We start from the raw sequence: 18,109 nt of genomic DNA, 5'->3' as shown, positions 1-18,109 counted from the left end.
GGAGGTATCCACAAACTCATCCTCATCCGGGGACCGAAAGCCCGCCTCTTTTTCCAACGACATCGAGACTTTCCCCGCTATTCCACCCCTTACTCCTACGACGACTCCGACGACGGATTTTCTCTTTGGAAGCAAATTTTCGGAAGTCAGAGCGTAATCACCTTCTCTGCATGGAGCACCAGTTCAAGAAGCTCCCTATAGTCAGACGATCGCTTATCCTCACCGATCTCGACGACCACCCAATCAGAGTCTCCCGACACATACAGCGTCGGAGAAAGAGCGGCCGCCGATTTTCGAATCAGATAGACAGAAGAAGACAGAGACATGGCCTTACTCTTCAGGCGGAACTAGAACACCAGTGTGCGATCCATCGATTGAAGCAATCGGCGGATGGTGTCGTCGGATTCATATCGCACGGCAAAGTCGGTGCGGACACCCGACCGGTCGATGAACTCGGGAAGCACAAACGGAACCTCCAACTGTTGGATCGACGGCAGATATTTTTCCAAGATCTCGACGTCGACGACATCGTCCGTGTCCTCCGACAAAAGACGCGCTGCTTCATTCAACAACACAACGGTGGTGGCATGGTTTCCCGCCACGAGACCGAGCGCAATCCGGAGCGCCTCCACCGGACGGTGAGTGCGGCGAGGATCTTCACGAATGACGACGGCGACCGTCTTGGCCATGCGATCCGCTCAGATCAGGTAAAAGACAGAAACGGATCACAAGCATCGATGAGTCCCGAGAGTACGACCAGGCCGCACAAAGACACCGCCGGGTCCACCGAATCCGTCGGGACATGATGCTGCTGGCAGCCGTAGGCACAGACAAATACCTTGGCGCCTTCTCGGGCCAGCGCAAGGTAGCCGGCCTCCGGCATGTTCTTTACCCCCTCGTCAATGAGGTATAAGTAGACCTCATGACCGGCCTGCAGCGCGGCCTGAGCCAGGCCCTGCACCGTGGCCGCACTGGGATCGTTCGGAGGGAGAGCCAGGAGGAAACCGACCTTCCTCTTCATAGAGCGAATCCACAGGATTTCATATTGTGAAATCAAATACTTGAGTCTATCGAAATCCGTGTCAGCCTAAGAGGTTTTCCAAAGAAAGTCAATGTGAAAAACCGGGACCAGAGGAGGATGAGACGAGGGGCTTGAGAGCCGAAAAAAGGCCGGCCAACGGCACGTCCGTCTGCACTTTTGTCTCCATGTTCCGGAGGAGACCGACCCCCTTCGCGGCCTCGTCATCGCCGATGATCAGCGCAAATCGGCAACCGAGCCGATCGGCCTGACGCAGATGGGCTTTGAGGGTCGACGAACGGAAATCCGACAAGGCGCGCAGGCCGCCGCGGCGCAGTTCCTCCAGTGCGGAGAACCCTGCTGGCGATCCCTGCTCGCCGAATCCGGCCACATAGACCGTGTGTCGGCCGGGATGCGGCGGCACCGCGCCATCCGGCAGCATCATGACCATCCGCTCAAGACCCACGGCGAATCCGACCGCCGGCGTCGGCGGCCCTCCGAGCGTTTCAACTAAGCCGTCATAGCGGCCCCCGGCGCCCACGGCGTTTTGCGCGCCCAGACTGGTCGTCGTGACTTCGAAGGTCGTCAGACAGTAATAGTCGAGGCCCCGCACGAGCCGATGATTGAGCTGATAAGGAATGCCGACGGCATCGAGACCGGCGAGAACGCCGGCGAAGTAGCCCTGGGCGTTGTCGGACAGGCTGTCGGAGAGGCGTGGCGCGGATTCAGTGGCCGCGCGGCACTCGGGCACCTTGCAGTCCAGCACGCGCAGAGGATTCGTCTCGATCCGGCGGCGGCAGTTGGCGCACAGCTTCTCTTCGTGCCGTTTCAGATAGGCGACGAGTAACGGCCGATAAGCCTCGCGATCCGCTGTGTACCCCAGGTTGTTGATTTCGAGCGTGAGCGCGGGAAGCGACAAATCGGAGAGCAGACGCCAGAGCAGCGCGATCACCTCCACATCGGCGCGGGGGTCCGCCGTGCCGAACGATTCGACGCCGAACTGATGGAACTGGCGTAAGCGGCCGGCCTGCGGCCGCTCGTGACGAAACATCGGCCCGAGGTAAAAATATTTTTGCGGAACCGGCTCGGCCGCGCGGTTATGCTCGACATAGGCCCGCACCGTCCCGGCCGTCCCTTCGGGGCGCAAGGTCAGGGACGTCCCGTCGCGGTCCGGGAACGTGTACATTTCTTTTTCGACGATGTCGGTGGAGGCGCCGATGCTCCGGGCAAACAGCGCGGTGACTTCGAAGATCGGAATGCGGATTTCCTGGAAGCCGTAGGCGATCGCCCAGCGCCGGGCGGTCTCCTCGATCAACCGCCAGCGCGGCGTCTCCTCCGGCAGGAGGTCCTTGACACCTTTGATCCCCTTGATCATGTTGAACGCCTCGTCCCGCCCGCCTGATCCGCCATCTTCACCGGTCGCGCGGACTATAGCGGCGGGTTTTGAAGCAAGTCAACGGAGCCGACCTTGCGCCCACAGAGGCCGAGCGGTATAGTGCCCGGCCTACGGTCGGCTCCCTGAACGATCGTTCCCTCGTGAACGGCACGCTGCCATGAGCCAGGATCAAACCGGTCGCCGCGTCATCGCCGTCGCTCCGATGCCCCCGGAAAAATCGGCCTATGCGCTCGCGCGCTACAGCCGCTCGCCGGATTCCATCGAAGACAGCATCCGGTGGGTCCACGGCCATTCCTCGGAGAAATTCTGGGAACAGTTCTATTTCGACTACGGCCACGCGTCGATTGCGGACCTCGGCCACGTCATCATCTGCTTTGAAGAAATCTCGGAGCTGGCGGCGATCAGGCTGGAGGATGAGCCCCTCTGGGACGGCCAGGCCAAGTCGAGCCGCTATCAAAACTTCGCGTCGAGCCGGTGGTTCGTGCCGGGGCAGATCAGGGGCAGCGAGACCGAAGCGGTGTATGAAGGGATCCTGCGCAGCCTGGCGGAAATCTACCGGCTGTTGCACGATCCGTTGACGACGTTCCTGTCGGAGCGCGAGCCGAAACCCGACACGATGAAACCGGCCGACTACCAGCGGACGATCGCCGCGCGCGCCTTTGACGTCACGCGGTACCTCCTGCCGCTGGCCGCCAAGACGAACGTGGGACAGGTGGTGAGCATCCGGACCCTGGAAAAACAAATCACGCGGCTCCTCTCATCCCAACTCCCCGAGCTGCGGGCCATCGGCGAGGATCTCAAAGAAGCCTGCCAGCGTCCGCCGGTCAACCTCTGGGGCGAGCTCTGCGGTCAGAAGGAAGGGCTCCGCGATCCCTTGGCTCCGACATTGGCGCGCCATGCCAAGCCGAACGCCTATCAGGAATCCGTCTATGGAGAGTTGGCCCGGTATGCGAAAGAAGCGTTGCGCGGCACGGGGCTGGATCAGCCGGGGAGTTGGGGCCCGCCCGAGACGGTCGATTTGATCGAACCGCACCATCCGCTGGATGAAGTCGTGACGACGCTCCTCTATCGGGTGTCCCATGCTCCGTATCGAGCCCTCCTCGCCGTCGTCAACGAGTGGACGGACAAACAGAAGCAGGACACGATCGAAGTGGCGACCCGGCAGCGCGGGCCGTATGACGAATTGATCCGGGAATTCCGCAGCGGCTATGCGTTCAATTTCGATATCCTGATGGATATCGGCGCCTGGCGGGACATGCACCGGCATCGGCGGTGCCAGCAAGTGCAGCAGAATTTCACGACCCTCCACGGCTATGATACTCCGCCGCCGCTGACGGAGGCGGGCTTGGATCGGGAATACCGGCAGGCGATGGACGCCGTGCGGCAGGATATCGAGCTCCTGAAAAAGAAGGATCAGGAGGCCTCGCTGTATGCGATTCCGTTCGGCTTCAAAGTCCGCTGCCTGTTCAAAATGGATTATGCCGAGGTCGACTACATCAGCAAGCTGCGGTCCGGCGTCAAAGGCCACTGGTCCTATCGGACCGTCGCCTGGCAGATGAAGCAGCGGCTGGCACAACGGGTCCCCTCGCTCGGCGACCGCATTCAAGCCACCCCGCCCGACATCGAAGACACATTGACGCGTTGACCGCCTTCATGCCCATGAACCGCCATCGACCACAGTGCGAAGCCGCCATTCTGACGGGCGACTGGGACCGGCTCTTGGCCGAAGCCTCCGCCTGGGTCGCAGAGCAGCAGGCGGCCGAGCAAACAGATCCCCGTCCGTACTTCGCGCAGAACGTGGTGCATCTCCTGCGCGGCCAGTTCGGCGAGGCCTGGAAGATTCACGCGCTCTGCCTGGAGGCGGAGCACGATATCGCCGCCGTGAAACAGTGGGTCGAGTCGCTCGTGGAGCAAGGACGGGACAATGGTCATGCGCATCTCGTGATGGGCCTCTTTCTGGCGCAGTCGGGACAATCGGAACAGTCGATGCAGTCGTACAAGGAAGCGGCGCGGCTGCTGCCTCACTCCGCTTACCCCCATTATTTTTTGGCCCAGATCCACGAGCGGGCCGCCCATCCGGAGATGGCCATCAAGGAATATCGCGAGGCAGTCCGCTTGGCGCCGGACTTTGCGCCGGCCCGGACGAATCTCGGCGTCGCGTATCAGGAGCAAGGCCGGCTGGAGATGGCCATCAAGGAATATCGCGAGGTCATCAAGCTGCATCCGGAGGATGCCGTCGCCCATGCGAACCTCGCGTGCGCCCTGGCGGAGCAAGGCAAGATGGAGCCGGCGGTGCAGTCGTACAAAACCGCGCTGAAACTCAATCCGCAGGACGCCGAGGTTCACTTCGCCTTGGGCGGCCTCTACGAAACCCGCGGACGATTGGACCTCGCGGAGAAATCCTACCGCGACGCGCTCGCCGCCAATCCGGAGTTCGGGGCCGCCTATTCGGCCCTGGGCTGGATCAGCTTACGGAGACAGCGGATGCAGGACGCGCAGGAGCTCTTCAACCGGGCGCTCAAGTGCAACGCCGAAGACCCGCGCGCCTATCACGGCATCGCGGAGCTCTACGCCATCCGCGGCAAGCGCCAAAGCGCCATGGACAATTATTCCAAAGCCGTGAAGTACTACCGCGACCCCGAAATGAAAAACGCGCTCATGAATCAGCTCTTTCAAGAGGGCCAGGTCCCGGACTAGAAATTGCCTTCACGGTTCTTGACGGAGTCACGGCGTCCAGAGTAGCATCCAAAACGGATGCGATATGGAACCATTGCGGAGGCACTATGGCCACGTTGACCATTAAGAACATTCCGGAACCGCTGGTGAAGCGGCTCAAACAGCAGGCGGCCGCCCACCGTCGCAGCTTGAATCTCGAGGTGATCTCCTATCTCGAGCAGATGACCCATAGCGTGCCGATCGACGCCGAGGCGTTGCTCGCACGAGCGCGCGCGGTCCGAAAAACGCCGAAAGGCATGCGCTTGACGGACCGGCTGCTTCATGAACTCAAGACAGCCGGCCGGCCATGATCGTCGCGGGCACAAATTTATTGATCTACCTTCTGATAGAAGGGGAACGGACCGCTGAGAGTGAAGCTGTTCAACGTAAAGATCCCGTATGGAGCGCCCCGCTGTTGTGGCGCTCCGAATTTAGAAACTCGTTGATCGGGTTGGTCCGCAAGAAGTTACTCGCATTGGATGACGCGCTGCCCATTATGCAAGAGGCTGAACGGCGGCTGGCGGAACACGAGTACACGGTAGTATCTCGGCAGGTATTGGTGTTAGCCGACCGATCCGGCTGTTCAGCTTACGATTGCGAGTTTGTTGCGCTGGCCGAGGATTTGGGCGTACCTTTAGTGACGACCGATCAGCAGGTCCTGAAAGCGTTCTCTCACGTCGCTGTTTCGCCCTCACACTTTACAAAGTAGCGACCGTACCGACCGCTTACAGCTCGCGGATTGCGCCCTGGAGCACGGTAATCTGCGTGACGGGATCGCCGGAGGACTTGAGCTCGGTGCGGATCTGGTCTTTGAGGTAGGAGGAATAGCCGATGCGGTCGACGAGCAGATCGAGGAAGCGTTCGGCGGGAAGTAAGCTCTGCGTCTTCAGCTCTTCGACGGTCTCGTCGCTCACCGGCACGTAGGTGCTGCCGATGTGGAAGACCACGTTGTAGTAGCGGCCTCTCCCGATGCGCTCGAAGCGTAAGCCCTTCACGCGTCACTCCTCGTCAGGCTGAAGAGGCGCCATTCTAGACAAACCGGTCGGAGAAAGACAAGGGTGGCGACAGGCCGGCGCTCGTGCCGCGACGCCGGTTCTCTCACGAACCGCCGCCCGTCTTCCCGAAATATTCCCGCCGGCTGACGGCCACGTCCGCCACGAACATGACGCCGGAGTGCCGCTCGAAGAGGGGCCGGAGGCCGGCCAAGATCGGCTCCACTTTCTCCTCCGGCACCACCGTCATGATCATCACGAGACTTTCTTGCTCGCTGAACATGAAATGGGCCTCGCGGACGCCGTGGTGACCCTTGCCGGAGACGTTGCCGATGATCGTGTAGCCCGTCGCGTGGACCTTGTCGAACAGCTCCGTGACGAAGGCTCGGTGCTCGCCGGCGACGATCACGCGGATCTCTTTCATCGGATGCAGCGTCAAGCCGCTCATGCGATCAGCTCCTTTCTGTTCCTCTTACCGGATCGCTTGCGCGAATACAACCGTGATCCGATGCCAGGCGCCGGACGGCCGATAGCGGTACAGGCCGCCGTCCTCGGGATCCAGGGCGATCAGGTGCACCCACTCGTTGTGATAGAAGTGCTGCAGCAGCTCGTGCCGCCCGATGAGCTTGTCGATGTTCGCGCGCGGCGCTTCGACGACGGTGAGCAGCCGCATGGGCTCATGATAGGGCGCCGCGCCGTTCATGACCGTCTGCCAGGCGAGCCCGAGGCGGAGGTCGCTCCAGGGACCCGACATGATCCCGACCCGCCCTACGACATTGTGATAGATCTTGCTGCCGCTGCCGTACACCTCGTTATCGACCGCCGAGAAATAGTGCTCCATGTTGATCCACTGCGCGACCACCTGTGGGCCGGTCAGCAGCACCTCCAGCAGGCGGCAGGAGGGATCTTCCCGATAGTCATACGAATGGAGAAACACGCGTCCGGCTAACTGCAGGCCCTTCGTGAGTTCCCGCCGGCCGATGATAAAAGCCGTATTGCCGGACAGCCCCCATTCGGGCCGCACTTGGCTCCAGTCCGCGCTGCGCTCATGCACCAGCGCCGCCGCTTCGTCGGGGGAGACCGGCTCGTTCACGTCCGGAAAGCGGCTCGCCCGCTCTTGACTGGTCAAGCGGGCGGCTTCGCGCAAGTCCTCCGACAGCCGGGCCACGTCCTTGCGATGGGTCAGCGGGACGTCTTCCAGGTCGAAGAGCTGCACCTCTTCGGTCGCCGTATCCATCTGGCCCGCGAGAAAATGCGTGTCGGCGGGAATGTCGAGGCCGTTCTTCACCAGGCGCTCGCGCACGCGCGGATTGTTCGCCATCATCGCGAGGACTCGGGCGTTGGGCTTCCCCTCGTTGCCGCCGCAGGCGCCGCAATCCAAGGCCGATTCGAACGGATTGTTCTCCGACGTGCTGCCGTGCGCGCAGAACAACACCAGCCGCGCGAAGCGGGTCGTGAGGCCCATCATGCGGAGCGCCGTCTCGACCGTGAGGACCTGTTCCTCCAGCGTGAAGCCGGCGCGGGTCAGCCGTTCCTTCTGCCGGGAAGCCGAGCGGGGATTCAGGCGGTATTCCCGCCGCAACTCCTCGACGAACGCACCGAGGGCGTCTTTCGACAGGTCGAGCGCGTGGCCGGCGTTGACGAGCGACGGGTCCATCCCGCCGTCGCCGTTCAGCGCCTGCAGCCGCAGCGCTTCGACGACGTCAGCCGTGATCCGGGACCCCCGGATGCCCAGCCGTTCGCGCAGCGCCTTCCAGATGACGGCCCGTTGCTCCGCGACCACCATCTCCTCGATCTCGGCCGGGGGCAATTTTTCGACGGTGAGGCTGGTCGCGATCGACGGGACGACTAGGCGGCGGAGCCAGGCCGTGAAGCGGCGGTAGAGCGCCGGCCAGGCCGTCTTGCCGACGATCGGCAAAGCATAGAGCCAGCCCAGCGATTCCACCATGACGTACGGCGTCACCACGTTTTCTTTCAAGTCGTGCAGCAGCGTATGGCCGGCGTGGACGAGCTTCGCGCGGGATTCGTGCTTCGAGACCATGTGTTGCAGGTAGCTGCGGGGAATCTCGCGGACCTCGTTGCGCGCCCGCATGATCACGGGAAACTGGTCGGTGTAATGCTCCTTGCCCCATGCGCGATAGCGGATGAATGCGGCAAAGAATCCCGCGAAGCCGTAGGTCTCGTTGGCGCCCGTCGCCTCCAGATGGCGGCGGAACGGCTCCGACCGCACGTCGATGCAGAAGACGGACTGGGACTGCGGCCGCACCGGCGCGGGATCGGGCGGCCGCGCCTCAGCGACCGGCGCCGTCCTCATCAACATGCCGCAAAGCTGGTCGTGGTAGCCGGCTTCGAAGGCCTTCAGCCAGACGGGTCCGTGCTCGGACTCGGGAAACGCGTCCATCCAGCGCACCAGCGTCGCGAGCTCGTCGGGTGTCCCGTCGAACAGCACCGACGGGACCAGCTCCAGCGCCTGGGCGAGCGCCAGGAGCCGGCGCGCGGCCGCCCTGCGGAGCGAGCGATCCCGGTGGGGTCCGGTTTCCCGCTGAAGGCGATCCGCCGCGGCCTTCCACTCCGGACGGGCCTCGCGGGACAGCCGGTCCACCTGCCCGGCATAGGGAGCCGGCAGGCGGCCCGACGTCTGTTCCTTTCGCAAGAAGTACGCGTGCGGCTGCGTGCGCATGTACTCCCAGGCGGTGGCGAACGTCCCCGGACGGCCGAGCCGCTCGCGGCAGACCTGCTCCACGAGCTCGCGCACGTACCACAAGCGCACAGCCAGGAACTTCACCAGGCTGATCGGATAAGCCTGCTGCCACGGATAGTCCCGTTGCTCCGCGCGCCATTTGACAAACCCGGCCCAGCCGGGCAGGGCCGTGAGCTGGAGGGAGAGATAATCCTGCCGGAGCTCCTCCGGGATCCCGAGCGTCTCCAGGCTTTCCAGCACGGCGTCTTCGGGGTGGGCGGGAAGGCGGGCAATCTTCCGGCGGCTGTCGGCGATGCCGCAGGGGGACCATTCCTTGGCGGCCAAGGCCCTCCAGGCGGCGTAAAACCCCTGCTCGCGTCCCGGCATGGGCCAGGTCGCGTGGCCTTCGTCCAGGAACGCCTCACACCACTTGATCATCTCATTGTTCACCAGCGTGACGATCTCCGTGCCGAACGTGCGATCACACCAGGTGGAGAGCGTCAGCTGACGTCCCAGCGCGGCCTGATCCTCCGCGGCCGCCGTCGCGACCTGCGCGTCTATCGAGGGGGCGTGCAAGGCGGGCGCGAGGTGATCGGCCAAGGCCTGCACCAAGGCCCCGTCCTCGTGCGGCTCCAGCAGCGCGTCGAGCGGTTCCTGAAACGCGGCGGACAGGCCGTGCGTGAGGCAGGCGCGCAGCACGTCCCGATGAGCGATCCGGCAGGGGCCGACCGTGACCGATTGGCCCCGCGCGCGATCGCCGAGCGCTTCTTCGAGATGGTGGACACGAATGCGACCCGAACGGAGATAGGCGCGATAGGTGTCGCCGGACAGATACCCCTGCCCGCCGAGAAAGAGGCGGCCCCGCCGGATGGTCTCCTCGAACGGCAGATACTCCAGACTGTGGAGCGGATTGTGATGGACGAACGTCCGCATCGGCCAATACTGCGCGATCACCTCGCCGGCGACGAGGACCACGCCGCGCAGCTCCATGCGCCGTGTTTCTTGGGCGATGTCGGCCGTCATCTGCTCCATGAGGGCGCTCCCATCACGACCGTCCGCGTGAGCGGCGTCGCGCCCGGATCGAACCAGCGGTCGGGCATGATGCCCAAGGCGATCAGAAAGACCACGAAGAGCGCCAGAGACGCCCACTCCGGGCCGCGCAAGTCCTCATGCCGATACTCCGGGCGGTGCGCGCCGAATAAGAGGCGCTGCACGAGCGCGAAGAGGTACCAGGCGGCCGCCAGCCAGCCGAGCAAGATGATCGGCAGCGCGCTCGACCAGGTGAACGACGGGGCCAGCAGCATGCCGAGCATGCCGGCGTAGACGCCGAACGGCGGAAGGCCGATCGCCGCCAGCGCGAGCAGCGAGAGCACGACGGCGAATCGCGGCATCGGGCGCGCCAGTCCGCTCAGTGCGCGGAGATCGATCTCCCCGTAGCGGGCCCGCAGCTGGTGCCAGGCCAGGAGAAGCCCGCCGGTCGCCAAGCCGACGGCCGAGAGGTACACCACCGTGTGAGCGGGCGCGGTCCGCGTCGAGCACAGGTACCACCAGAGAATGCAATAGAACGCCGCGCCCCCATACGACACGACCGAGGCGGCGCGCGACTGAGTGAAGGCCCGCAGCGAGCCGTACGCCACGCCCGCGAGGGCCAGCGCGCCGAGCGCGTCGGCGATCGCCGGCGGCACCAGCGGCAACACGGTCAGCAGTCCGTGAAAGCCGATCACGGGCAGCGCCACGGCGAGGAAGCCGGGGAGATTCGCCGGCAGGATAGTAAGGGCGGCGACAAAGCCTTTGTGCAAGGGAACCAGCGGGAGCGCCGTCGCACAGGCCAGCGCCCAGGCCAGCGAGGAAACCGGAGGGCCGGTCATGAGAGACCCAGCCGCCATCAGGGCTCCCAGTCCGAGCGTGCCGATGCCCCACAGGCCGGACGATGGTTCTCGGCTCGGAGCCAGAAGGAGGGCCGCTGCGACTACGGCGAGCACGGCGACCAGGCAGAACGCGGCGAGCGCAGGCTCCGCCGTGAGGACTCCCAGGCTCAGGCCCAGACCCAGGAAGCTCACGAGCCAGCCGCCGCACTGTCGGCGGTGGACGGCTTGCCCCAGCAGAGAGGCGAACGCCGCCAGCGGGAGCAATGCGGTCAGGGGGAGCGAGGCCGCGTGCGCCGGCCGCTGGCCCGCCGTCCATCCGACGGTTCCGAGCGAGACCATCGCACCGATCACGAGCCATACTTTGAGCGCGTCCGGTTTGCGCAGAAGCGCCAGCCCCACGGCGGCGACGGTCAGCGCTACGGCCAGGGGCCACAGCTGGGCGGAGAAAGTCACAAGGTCCTCCCGAACGAGCGCCGATCCAGCCGGGACGCCAGCCGCATGACGGCACGGCCCGCCTTGGCAAAAACCGCGTCGAGGTACAGGCGGTTCATGAACCACACGTACAGCTGCACGTGCAGTTCCTCCAGCCACCGCGGGACCGGCATGGCCTGTCCGCGGCTGCGGGCGTAGAGAAACGCCCAGCCGAGAACGATCAGCAGAGTCATCAGCCCCACCAGAATGTCGAAGAGAGGACCCGGGAGCGCGGCCGCCTGGAAATACGCGTCGACGTCGGTCCGGTCCGGGTAGAGAAACGCGGTGAACCGTTCGGCGGCGAAAAGATAGGTGAACACGACGAGGAGCAACGTGACCAGCATGGCCGCGGAGACTTTCCACGACGCGATGCCCCGCAGGCGGGTGAGCGTCAAGATCGCCTGGGACGACGTGACCCAGATAAAAAAGAGAAAGATCACCGTGCCGTGCGAATGCACGAGCGGGATCCGCAGGGCGCCGTGCGCGACCAATAAGATGACCAGCGGCAGCAACAGCGTGGTGACGAACCCGGTCGACCAGCTGAGGCGGGAAAAGACCGGCTCGTCGGCGGGGTGGGACGCCGGCGGCCGCGCCGGTTCCTGCCGCGCCTTGTGGATCACGTTGCCGCAGTTGAGGAAGACGGTGGCCTTGAAGAGGCCGTGCGCGATGAGATGGAAGACGGCCAGGGCGAAGGCGCCCAAGCCGCATTCCATGATCATGTAGCCCATCTGTCCGATCGTCGAAAAGCCGAGCGTCTTCTTGATGTCGTTCTGCGTAAGCATCATCGACGCGCCCAGGATGGCGGTGAGCGTGCCGACGACGAAGGCGACATGCAGGGTGGTCGGGCTCAAGCCGTACAACGGCGCGAGACGGTTCATCAGGAACCCGCCGGCGTTGATGATGCCGGCGTGCAGCAACGCATGCACGGGCGTCGGCGCATAGAGCGATCGGGGGAGCCAGAGATGCAGCGGAACCTGGGCCGATTTGCTCATCGCGCCGATGAACAACAACAGGGTCACGGCCGTGGGCCCGCTCATGTCCAGACCGGGAAGCACCGTCAGAGTCAGGGGCCGCTCGGCCGCCCGGACCAACAGCTCCTGGAACTCGATGGTCCCGTACAAGCTGTGCGCCAGCACGATCCCGGCGAAAAACGCCACGTCGCCGAGACGCAGGAGCGTGAAGGTCCTGAAGGCCCCCTCCAACGTCGCGGCATGGTTCAGGTTATGCGCGAGCAGCGCCAGCACATAACTCAAGAGCTGCCAGAACAGGAACAGCATCACGAGATTCGCGCTGGACACCATGCAGAGCAGGATGAGCGTGGTGAATCCGATCAACGACAGGAAGCGGCGATAGCCGGGATCCTGGTACATATAGGTGACGGAGTAGCGGTAAATGATCGTGCCGACGAGGGAGATGAGCACCATCATCACCGCGCTGAGCCGATCGACATGGAAGCCCAGCGGCAAGGCGAGGTTGGCGATCGACGCCGGATCGTAGAAGCGGATCGTGACGGCTCCCTGAGAAGCGACCAGGACGAGAAGGAGGGAGGAGAGAGCGAACGAGGCCACCAGCGGCCAGACGCCGAGGCGGGCCCGCTGATCCTGCGTCTCCGGTTCGCCGACGAGGACGGCCAACGCCGCAACGAGCGGCAACAACGGGATCAGCACGGCGAGCATGGTCGTCATCGTCATGGACATGTCGTCGCTTGGAGTCGAGAAACAAAAAAGCCAGCCGCCTCTCTCCCGCGAGAGAAGCCGGCTGGCTTGTACTGCGCCCGGCCCCGCTGGAAACCGGTCACCCTACCGCCGCCTCGTATCACGTCCGGCAGATCCGTCCGCCCCGTCGGAACCAAGCGGAAGGCGCTGCGCCCGACACTTATCAAGTATCCGTCCTCACCAAGTCAAGCCAGACGGTCGTCCGCTAGATCCGGCAGGCCCGGCTTCGGGGGCCGGGGCAGTTTGTCCTTGTGAGGCTTCCAGCCGCGCCCCTATAATGACTCGCCGCGTTTCCCCTCGAAGGAATGACCGATGAGCAGCGGCCGGACAAAAGGCGATATGGAAGCGGCGATGCGCACCGCCGTCATTAAATTCGAGCAGGAATTCATGGGGCGCGGACCGGACGACGTCAAGGCGTTCATCGTCCGCGACCAGGTGCTCATCCGCTTGAAAGGCGTCCTCACTCCGGCCGAGCGACAGCTTGCCAAGACGGCCGACGGCATCGATATGGTGAAACGCCTCCGGCAGAATCTCATCGCCCAAGGACGCGATAAGCTCTGCGAGCAAATCAGCCAGATTACCGGGGTGAAAGCCACGGCGCTCTTCACGGACATCGACGCGCAGATCGGCGAACGGGTGATCGTCTTCGCGTTGGAGAAGGATCTCGAGGCCCTGGTGCGCTAGGCCGGCCGGAGCGCGGCATGACGTGCCTCCGGCGTTGTAAGATGCACAAGGGACTTCCCGACGAACGCCATGCGCCGCGGACTGGAACAGCTCTCCTTCGACAATACCTACGCCCGCCTGCCGGAGGCGTTCTACGCCAAGCTGAATCCCACACCGTTCGGCTCGCCGCCGTATCTCATCCATGCCAATCGCACCGCGGCCGAGCTGATCGACCTCGACCCCGAGCAATTGACGAGACCTGAGTTCGTCGGAGTCTTCGGCGGGAGTCTCTTGGTGCCCGGCATGGAGCCGCTCGCCATGCTCTACGCCGGCCATCAGTTCGGCGTCTACGTCCCCCAGCTCGGCGACGGCCGCGCCATCTTATTGGGGGAAGCCGTGAACGACCGCGACGAGAAATGGGACCTGCATCTCAAGGGCGCCGGGATGACACCGTTCTCGCGCGACGGCGACGGGCGCGCCGTGCTCCGTTCCACCATCAGGGAATATCTCTGCAGCGAGGCGATGCACGAGCTGGGCATCCCGACGACGCGGGCGCTCTGCCTCGTCGGCAGCGACGAGAAGGTCTATCGCGAGCAGGTCGAAACCGGCGCGATGCTGCTGCGCATGGCGCCGACGCATGTCCGCTTCGGCACCTTTGAGGTCTTCTACTACCGGAAGCAGTATGACGCGCTCAAGATCCTGGCCGACTATGTCATCGACCAGCATTTCCGTGATCTGAAGGACGCCACGGACAAGTACGCCCGCTTCTTCGCCGAAGTGGTGGAACGGACGGCCCGGCTGATCGCGCGGTGGCAAGCGGCCGGGTGGGCGCACGGCGTCATGAATACGGATAACATGTCCATCCTCGGGTTAACGCTCGATTACGGCCCGTTCGGCTTCATGGACGACTACGATGCCGGCTTCATCTGCAACCACTCGGACCACAACGGCCGGTACGCCTTCAACCAACAGCCTTACATCGGACTGTGGAACCTCAGTTGCCTCGCGCAGGCGCTCCTGCCCTTGACCGATAGGGAAGCCTTGAAAGCCGGGCTCGATCGCTACACGCCGCTGTTCGAAGCCGAGTACCTCAGGCTCATGCGGGCGAAGTTCGGATTGAGCGACGCGCGGCCCGAGGACGATGAGCTGATCCGGGACTTCCTGGGTCTGCTCCAGGAGAGCCATGCCGACTACACGATCGTCTTTCGAGAACTCGGCGAATTCTTCACCCTCACCCCGCCCTCTCGCCTCAAGGGAGAGGGTGAAAAAGATAGGCTGCGGGAGCATTTCCTGAATCGCGAGCGCTTCGACGAGTGGGCGGCGCGCTATCGGGATCGCCTCCGCGGCGAACAGAGCCGCGACGACGAACGGCGGGCGCGCATGGAGCGGGTCAATCCCCGGTATGTCTTGCGGAATTATCTGGCCCAGCAGGCGATCGACAAAGCGCAACAGGGCGACTTCTCCGAAATCGATCGGCTCTTCACCCTGCTCCAAGATCCCTTCACCGATCGCCCGGGCATGGAACCCTATGCCGCGGCGCCGCCCAACTGGGGCAAACACCTTTCGGTGAGCTGCTCGTCGTAGCCGATGAAGAGGGAAAAAATCGGCGGACTCACCGTCCGCCTCACCGGCGGCACGGATGGACAGGGAGGCGGGACAGGGCCGGCCGTGATTCTTCTGCACGGCTTCGGCGCGCCGGGCGACGATCTGGTGCCGTTGGCCGACGTCATCCAGGCGCCGGCTGGTACGCGGTGGATCTTTCCGGAGGGGCCGTTGGACTTGAGCCTCGGCTACGGCAGCTCGCGCGCTTGGTGGATGATCGACATGGCGCGGATTCAAGCGGACCGCCAGGCGGGTCGAGTACGTGATCTCTCGATCGAAATTCCGAAAGGGCTGGCGTTGGCCCGCGAGCGGATCCTGGCGTTTCTCGCGGAACTGCCCCGTCGTCTGCCGATTGAATATAAGAGGACCGCCATCGGCGGCTTCTCCCAGGGCGCCATGCTGACCTGCGACGCCGTTTTGCACACGGACTATCCATTTGCCGGCCTCGTGCAGCTCTCGGGAAATGTGCTGGCCCACTCCGTCTGGGCCCCCTTGATGGCAAAGCGCAAGGGCCTGCCGGTCTTCCAAAGCCATGGTACGCACGATGAGATTCTTCCTTACGTCGGAGCGGAGCGGCTCCGCGAGGCCTTGTCCCAATCCGGCCTCGCCGTGGAATGGCAGAGCTTCCGCGGGGGGCATGAAATTTCCCCGCCGGTACTCAGGTCGCTGAGCTCCTTTCTGCGCAGGGTGCTGAACTGAATATGAGCGCGCTCCAGCCGTTTCATCTCACCGGTCCGGACGGCAAGCTCATCCGCGGCGATCGGGCGGAGGGGCGAGATCGCCAGGTGCTGTTCATCACCGGGTTCCTGTCCAAACGCTGGGGGAACAAAAGCAAGGCGCTCGCCCAATGGTGCGAGGAGCGGGGGTGGGGATTCTGTTGCTATGACGTGCGGGGGTTCGGGGAGTCGGAAGGAAGCTTTACCGATTACACCCTGTCAGATTGGGTCGACGACGCCAGACTTGTCGTCCGGAGCCTCAAAGATGGACCACCGGTAACCATTACCGGCAATTCACTCGGCAGTTGGATTGCTTGGATGATGGCGCAGGAATGTGCGTCCGTCGAGCGACTCATCTTGATCGCGCCGGCGTTCAACATGATGGGCGTCCGCGCGCGGTCCATATCCGAAGAGCGCCGCCATGCGTGGCACACCGCCGGCTGGATGCCGTGGGACGATGATGAAGTCCACCGCGATTATCCGATCGCCTGGAAGTGGGTGGAGGAAAGCGAGGCGGTCTGGAAGCAGCGCTTCGATGGCTTGCGACGCGTAAAGACGACGATTCTGCACGGGTTGCAAGACACGGTGATCCTGCCGCAGGGCAGCAGCCAGTTCGTCGAGGAACTCCTCGCGCGCGACCCCGGCTTTCCGATCGAACTGCACCTGATTCCCGGCGACCATCGGCTGAGCGGCCCGGACCATATGGATAGCCTCAAGCGCGCGGTCTTCGGGTCGTGATAGTATGCCGGCATGCTGACGTTGATCCACAAAGAGTGCGGCGGCCCGGCGCTCGAAGAGTCGCCTGTCGGCGAAGTCTGCTCTCTTCCCGTCGACCGCTTTCCGTTTCCCTGCTTCACCTGCCTGGAAGAGATCGTGGACGAAACAGAGGTTCGCATATCCGAAGAGTGGGAGATCTAACCTTCGGCACATGGCAAGTCCGCTGAATCGCCTCGCCCGAATCGCCTTCCCTCACGAGAGCATTCCGGACAATCGGCATCCTTCCTTGGTGTGACAAGAGTTCGCACGTCGCGCAGGCAATGTATATGCTCGTACTGCAATGCCTCGCTCTCTGGACGAAGGCAAAGGTAGTCCAGTAAGAAGTCATTGACAGCATGTGAAGCCGAAATCGCATTCAAACTGATCACGCTTGGATTTGGCTCCTCCACGCCGTACTGTTGCGCTTTGCGCTCCTCGTCCGTTTTCGCCTCTTTGGCAAGTCCAGTAGGGTCAATGAACTGGTTGCACCACAGGCACCCTTTCCCTGGCCTAACGGAACGATTCGCACTCATGACCTCCAAAAGGGATCCGTTACTTCCACAGCGGATTTTCGAACCCAGCTGCACTCCGGGAATGAAATACTGGTGGACGATCGCGTTGAAGACCAACCGCGCGCGCATTGAGTCGGCAGCGAGGAAAATGAAATCACAGGCGAGCAACCTCTTGGCAACCGTCTCTCGTGAGACGTCCTCCGTCAAGGTTTGGACGTCGGCCTCTACATTGGCTTGCAGGATCATTCGTTTGCAAACCTCAACTTTGTACACTCTTGCGATGGCATCCTCAGCCGACGCACCTATGATGCGAGAAAGATTCGTATGCTCTACCCAGTCATCGTCAATCAGGCAGAAATGCCCTACGCCAAGTCTCGCTAAGTACTCCGCCACCAGACTACCGATCCCGCCAAGCCCTATAATGCCAACCCGACATTTTCGCAGCTCTATCTGACCAGCTTTCCCAAACATCCTGACTTGTCGGTCGTAGGTCTCTGTGCGACTCACAGTGATGAGCGTCGGTGAGGGGGTCAGTCGATGGATAGTGCTTCCAACCACGATGGCCTGTTCAAGCGACAAGCGAGTGCGATCGGGGAGCCAAATATCGGCCTCGATCGATCGCTTACCAAACACGAGGGCACCGACTGGCATTCCGCGAGCAATTTGAAGTAAAGCCGGATACCCTCTTTCATGAGAGGCGAGATCCACAGAGCTGAATCCGACGTACTCGTCACTCAAATGATTGTGAATCGCTAGGTAGACCAGCCGTTCGTCGCGAGCACGGGTGATACAACGATGTATAAAGGTCGGAGCAAGCGCTCGATACCCCGTCTTGCCGTGAACATAGTCGATTCCCTCTCGAGCAACGTAGGTTTCACGAACGAGCAAGGTGAGCCGCCCCTCGATCAACGAGACACCGGCCAGCAGAACAGCCGCGTGTTCGTCATCATCACCTGGGAATAAATGGCTCATGACACGATTGAAGTCTTGTCGCGTCATCTTGAG

General features: G+C 63.1%; 18 protein-coding genes. 9 read left to right on the top strand and 9 right to left on the bottom strand.

The genetic code is table 11. The annotated features are described in order from the left end of the window. Positions 1–347 precede the first annotated feature (347 nt). The 3 genes from NITMOv2_RS22300 to hisS all read right to left on the bottom strand — a co-directional run bounded on the left by NITMOv2_RS22300 (position 348) and on the right by hisS (position 2,393). A complete protein-coding gene (locus tag NITMOv2_RS22300) occupies positions 348–689 on the bottom strand; it encodes a hypothetical protein (protein ID WP_053381923.1) in 342 nt (113 codons plus the stop codon). A 14-nt stretch (positions 690–703) separates the two neighbouring features. Then, positions 704–1,021 (bottom strand): DsrE family protein, encoded by a 318-nt coding sequence (locus tag NITMOv2_RS22295; RefSeq protein ID WP_053381922.1) that lies wholly within the window; start codon positions 1,019–1,021, stop codon positions 704–706. An 88-nt stretch (positions 1,022–1,109) separates the two neighbouring features. Further along, entirely contained in the window at positions 1,110–2,393 is a 1,284-nt protein-coding gene (hisS, locus tag NITMOv2_RS22290) for a histidine--tRNA ligase (RefSeq protein WP_053381921.1), read from the bottom strand. 178 nt (positions 2,394–2,571) lie between these two features. Between hisS and NITMOv2_RS22285 the strand changes: the two genes are divergently transcribed. The 4 genes from NITMOv2_RS22285 to NITMOv2_RS22270 all read left to right on the top strand — a co-directional run bounded on the left by NITMOv2_RS22285 (position 2,572) and on the right by NITMOv2_RS22270 (position 5,838). Next, positions 2,572–4,059, top strand: coding sequence for an FAD-dependent thymidylate synthase (locus NITMOv2_RS22285; protein WP_053381920.1), 1,488 nt, complete (start codon positions 2,572–2,574; stop codon positions 4,057–4,059). An 8-nt stretch (positions 4,060–4,067) separates the two neighbouring features. Further along, positions 4,068–5,111, top strand: coding sequence for a tetratricopeptide repeat protein (locus NITMOv2_RS22280; RefSeq protein WP_053381919.1), 1,044 nt, complete (start codon positions 4,068–4,070; stop codon positions 5,109–5,111). A gap of 86 nt (positions 5,112–5,197) precedes the next feature. Continuing rightward, positions 5,198–5,440 carry a FitA-like ribbon-helix-helix domain-containing protein gene (locus NITMOv2_RS22275; protein WP_053381918.1) on the top strand — a complete coding sequence of 81 codons (243 nt, stop codon included), beginning with the start codon at positions 5,198–5,200 and terminating at the stop codon, positions 5,438–5,440. Next, positions 5,437–5,838, top strand: coding sequence for a type II toxin-antitoxin system VapC family toxin (locus NITMOv2_RS22270; RefSeq protein ID WP_053381917.1), 402 nt, complete (start codon positions 5,437–5,439; stop codon positions 5,836–5,838). Before NITMOv2_RS22275 ends, NITMOv2_RS22270 begins: the two co-directional genes overlap by 4 nt. A gap of 16 nt (positions 5,839–5,854) precedes the next feature. On the opposite strand, the gene NITMOv2_RS22265 is transcribed toward NITMOv2_RS22270, so the two are convergent. The 5 genes from NITMOv2_RS22265 to NITMOv2_RS22245 form a co-directional block, all read right to left on the bottom strand. Then, positions 5,855–6,124, bottom strand: coding sequence for a hypothetical protein (locus NITMOv2_RS22265; protein ID WP_053381916.1), 270 nt, complete (start codon positions 6,122–6,124; stop codon positions 5,855–5,857). A gap of 103 nt (positions 6,125–6,227) precedes the next feature. Continuing rightward, positions 6,228–6,569: a P-II family nitrogen regulator gene (locus tag NITMOv2_RS22260; RefSeq protein ID WP_053381915.1), complete on the bottom strand. Its 342-nt coding sequence runs from the start codon at positions 6,567–6,569 to the stop codon at positions 6,228–6,230. Positions 6,570–6,593: 24 nt separating this feature from the next. Further along, the gene (locus NITMOv2_RS22255) at positions 6,594–9,833 is read right to left on the bottom strand and encodes a DUF2309 domain-containing protein (protein ID WP_053381914.1); all 3,240 of its coding nucleotides are present in this window, start codon (positions 9,831–9,833) and stop codon (positions 6,594–6,596) included. After that, positions 9,821–11,122: a proton-conducting transporter membrane subunit gene (locus tag NITMOv2_RS22250; RefSeq protein ID WP_053381913.1), complete on the bottom strand. Its 1,302-nt coding sequence runs from the start codon at positions 11,120–11,122 to the stop codon at positions 9,821–9,823. Before NITMOv2_RS22250 ends, NITMOv2_RS22255 begins: the two co-directional genes overlap by 13 nt. Continuing rightward, positions 11,119–12,831: an NADH-quinone oxidoreductase subunit 5 family protein gene (locus NITMOv2_RS22245; RefSeq protein ID WP_238590425.1), complete on the bottom strand. Its 1,713-nt coding sequence runs from the start codon at positions 12,829–12,831 to the stop codon at positions 11,119–11,121. Before NITMOv2_RS22245 ends, NITMOv2_RS22250 begins: the two co-directional genes overlap by 4 nt. 336 nt (positions 12,832–13,167) lie before the next feature. Between NITMOv2_RS22245 and NITMOv2_RS22240 the strand changes: the two genes are divergently transcribed. From NITMOv2_RS22240 to NITMOv2_RS24155, 5 genes are all read left to right on the top strand, one after another. Beyond that, on the top strand, positions 13,168–13,539 hold the full coding sequence (locus tag NITMOv2_RS22240) for a Na-translocating system protein MpsC family protein (protein ID WP_053381912.1): 372 nt from the start codon (positions 13,168–13,170) through the stop codon (positions 13,537–13,539). A gap of 69 nt (positions 13,540–13,608) precedes the next feature. Continuing rightward, positions 13,609–15,102, top strand: a complete 1,494-nt coding sequence (locus NITMOv2_RS22235; RefSeq protein WP_053381911.1) for a protein adenylyltransferase SelO — start codon at positions 13,609–13,611, stop codon at positions 15,100–15,102. A gap of 3 nt (positions 15,103–15,105) precedes the next feature. Next, positions 15,106–15,819: an alpha/beta hydrolase gene (locus NITMOv2_RS22230; RefSeq protein WP_053381910.1), complete on the top strand. Its 714-nt coding sequence runs from the start codon at positions 15,106–15,108 to the stop codon at positions 15,817–15,819. A 2-nt stretch (positions 15,820–15,821) separates the two neighbouring features. Beyond that, positions 15,822–16,574, top strand: coding sequence for an alpha/beta hydrolase (locus NITMOv2_RS22225; protein WP_053381909.1), 753 nt, complete (start codon positions 15,822–15,824; stop codon positions 16,572–16,574). Positions 16,575–16,586: 12 nt separating this feature from the next. Next, on the top strand, positions 16,587–16,754 hold the full coding sequence (locus NITMOv2_RS24155; protein ID WP_187299311.1) for a hypothetical protein: 168 nt from the start codon (positions 16,587–16,589) through the stop codon (positions 16,752–16,754). Here NITMOv2_RS24155 and NITMOv2_RS22220 read toward each other — a convergent pair. Beyond that, a complete protein-coding gene (locus NITMOv2_RS22220; protein WP_238590424.1) occupies positions 16,751–18,103 on the bottom strand; it encodes a ThiF family adenylyltransferase in 1,353 nt (450 codons plus the stop codon). The two genes, NITMOv2_RS24155 and NITMOv2_RS22220, sit on opposite strands and share 4 nt — an antisense overlap. Positions 18,104–18,109: the final 6 nt, after the last annotated feature.

The organism is Nitrospira moscoviensis (assembly GCF_001273775.1).
Classification (GTDB): domain Bacteria; phylum Nitrospirota; class Nitrospiria; order Nitrospirales; family Nitrospiraceae; genus Nitrospira_D; species Nitrospira_D moscoviensis.
Note: the sequence above shows the minus strand (reverse complement) of the source record. Positions and strands in the feature narration are given on the sequence as shown.

Excerpts from the sequence above, each read along its gene's own strand:
- NITMOv2_RS22300 (WP_053381923.1), bottom strand. The coding sequence starts at position 689 with ATGGCCAAGACGGTCGCCGTCGTCATTCGTGAAGATCCTCGCCGCACT.
- NITMOv2_RS22295 (WP_053381922.1), bottom strand. The coding sequence starts at position 1,021 with ATGAAGAGGAAGGTCGGTTTCCTCCTGGCTCTCCCTCCGAACGATCCC.
- hisS (WP_053381921.1), bottom strand. The coding sequence starts at position 2,393 with ATGATCAAGGGGATCAAAGGTGTCAAGGACCTCCTGCCGGAGGAGACG.
- NITMOv2_RS22285 (WP_053381920.1), top strand. The coding sequence starts at position 2,572 with ATGAGCCAGGATCAAACCGGTCGCCGCGTCATCGCCGTCGCTCCGATG.
- NITMOv2_RS22280 (WP_053381919.1), top strand. The coding sequence starts at position 4,068 with ATGCCCATGAACCGCCATCGACCACAGTGCGAAGCCGCCATTCTGACG.
- NITMOv2_RS22275 (WP_053381918.1), top strand. The coding sequence starts at position 5,198 with ATGGCCACGTTGACCATTAAGAACATTCCGGAACCGCTGGTGAAGCGG.
- NITMOv2_RS22270 (WP_053381917.1), top strand. The coding sequence starts at position 5,437 with ATGATCGTCGCGGGCACAAATTTATTGATCTACCTTCTGATAGAAGGG.
- NITMOv2_RS22260 (WP_053381915.1), bottom strand. The coding sequence starts at position 6,569 with ATGAGCGGCTTGACGCTGCATCCGATGAAAGAGATCCGCGTGATCGTC.
- NITMOv2_RS22255 (WP_053381914.1), bottom strand. The coding sequence starts at position 9,833 with ATGGAGCAGATGACGGCCGACATCGCCCAAGAAACACGGCGCATGGAG.
- NITMOv2_RS22245 (WP_238590425.1), bottom strand. The coding sequence starts at position 12,831 with ATGACGATGACGACCATGCTCGCCGTGCTGATCCCGTTGTTGCCGCTC.
- NITMOv2_RS22240 (WP_053381912.1), top strand. The coding sequence starts at position 13,168 with ATGAGCAGCGGCCGGACAAAAGGCGATATGGAAGCGGCGATGCGCACC.
- NITMOv2_RS22235 (WP_053381911.1), top strand. The coding sequence starts at position 13,609 with ATGCGCCGCGGACTGGAACAGCTCTCCTTCGACAATACCTACGCCCGC.
- NITMOv2_RS22230 (WP_053381910.1), top strand. The coding sequence starts at position 15,106 with ATGAAGAGGGAAAAAATCGGCGGACTCACCGTCCGCCTCACCGGCGGC.
- NITMOv2_RS22225 (WP_053381909.1), top strand. The coding sequence starts at position 15,822 with ATGAGCGCGCTCCAGCCGTTTCATCTCACCGGTCCGGACGGCAAGCTC.
- NITMOv2_RS24155 (WP_187299311.1), top strand. The coding sequence starts at position 16,587 with ATGCTGACGTTGATCCACAAAGAGTGCGGCGGCCCGGCGCTCGAAGAG.
- NITMOv2_RS22220 (WP_238590424.1), bottom strand. The coding sequence starts at position 18,103 with ATGACGCGACAAGACTTCAATCGTGTCATGAGCCATTTATTCCCAGGT.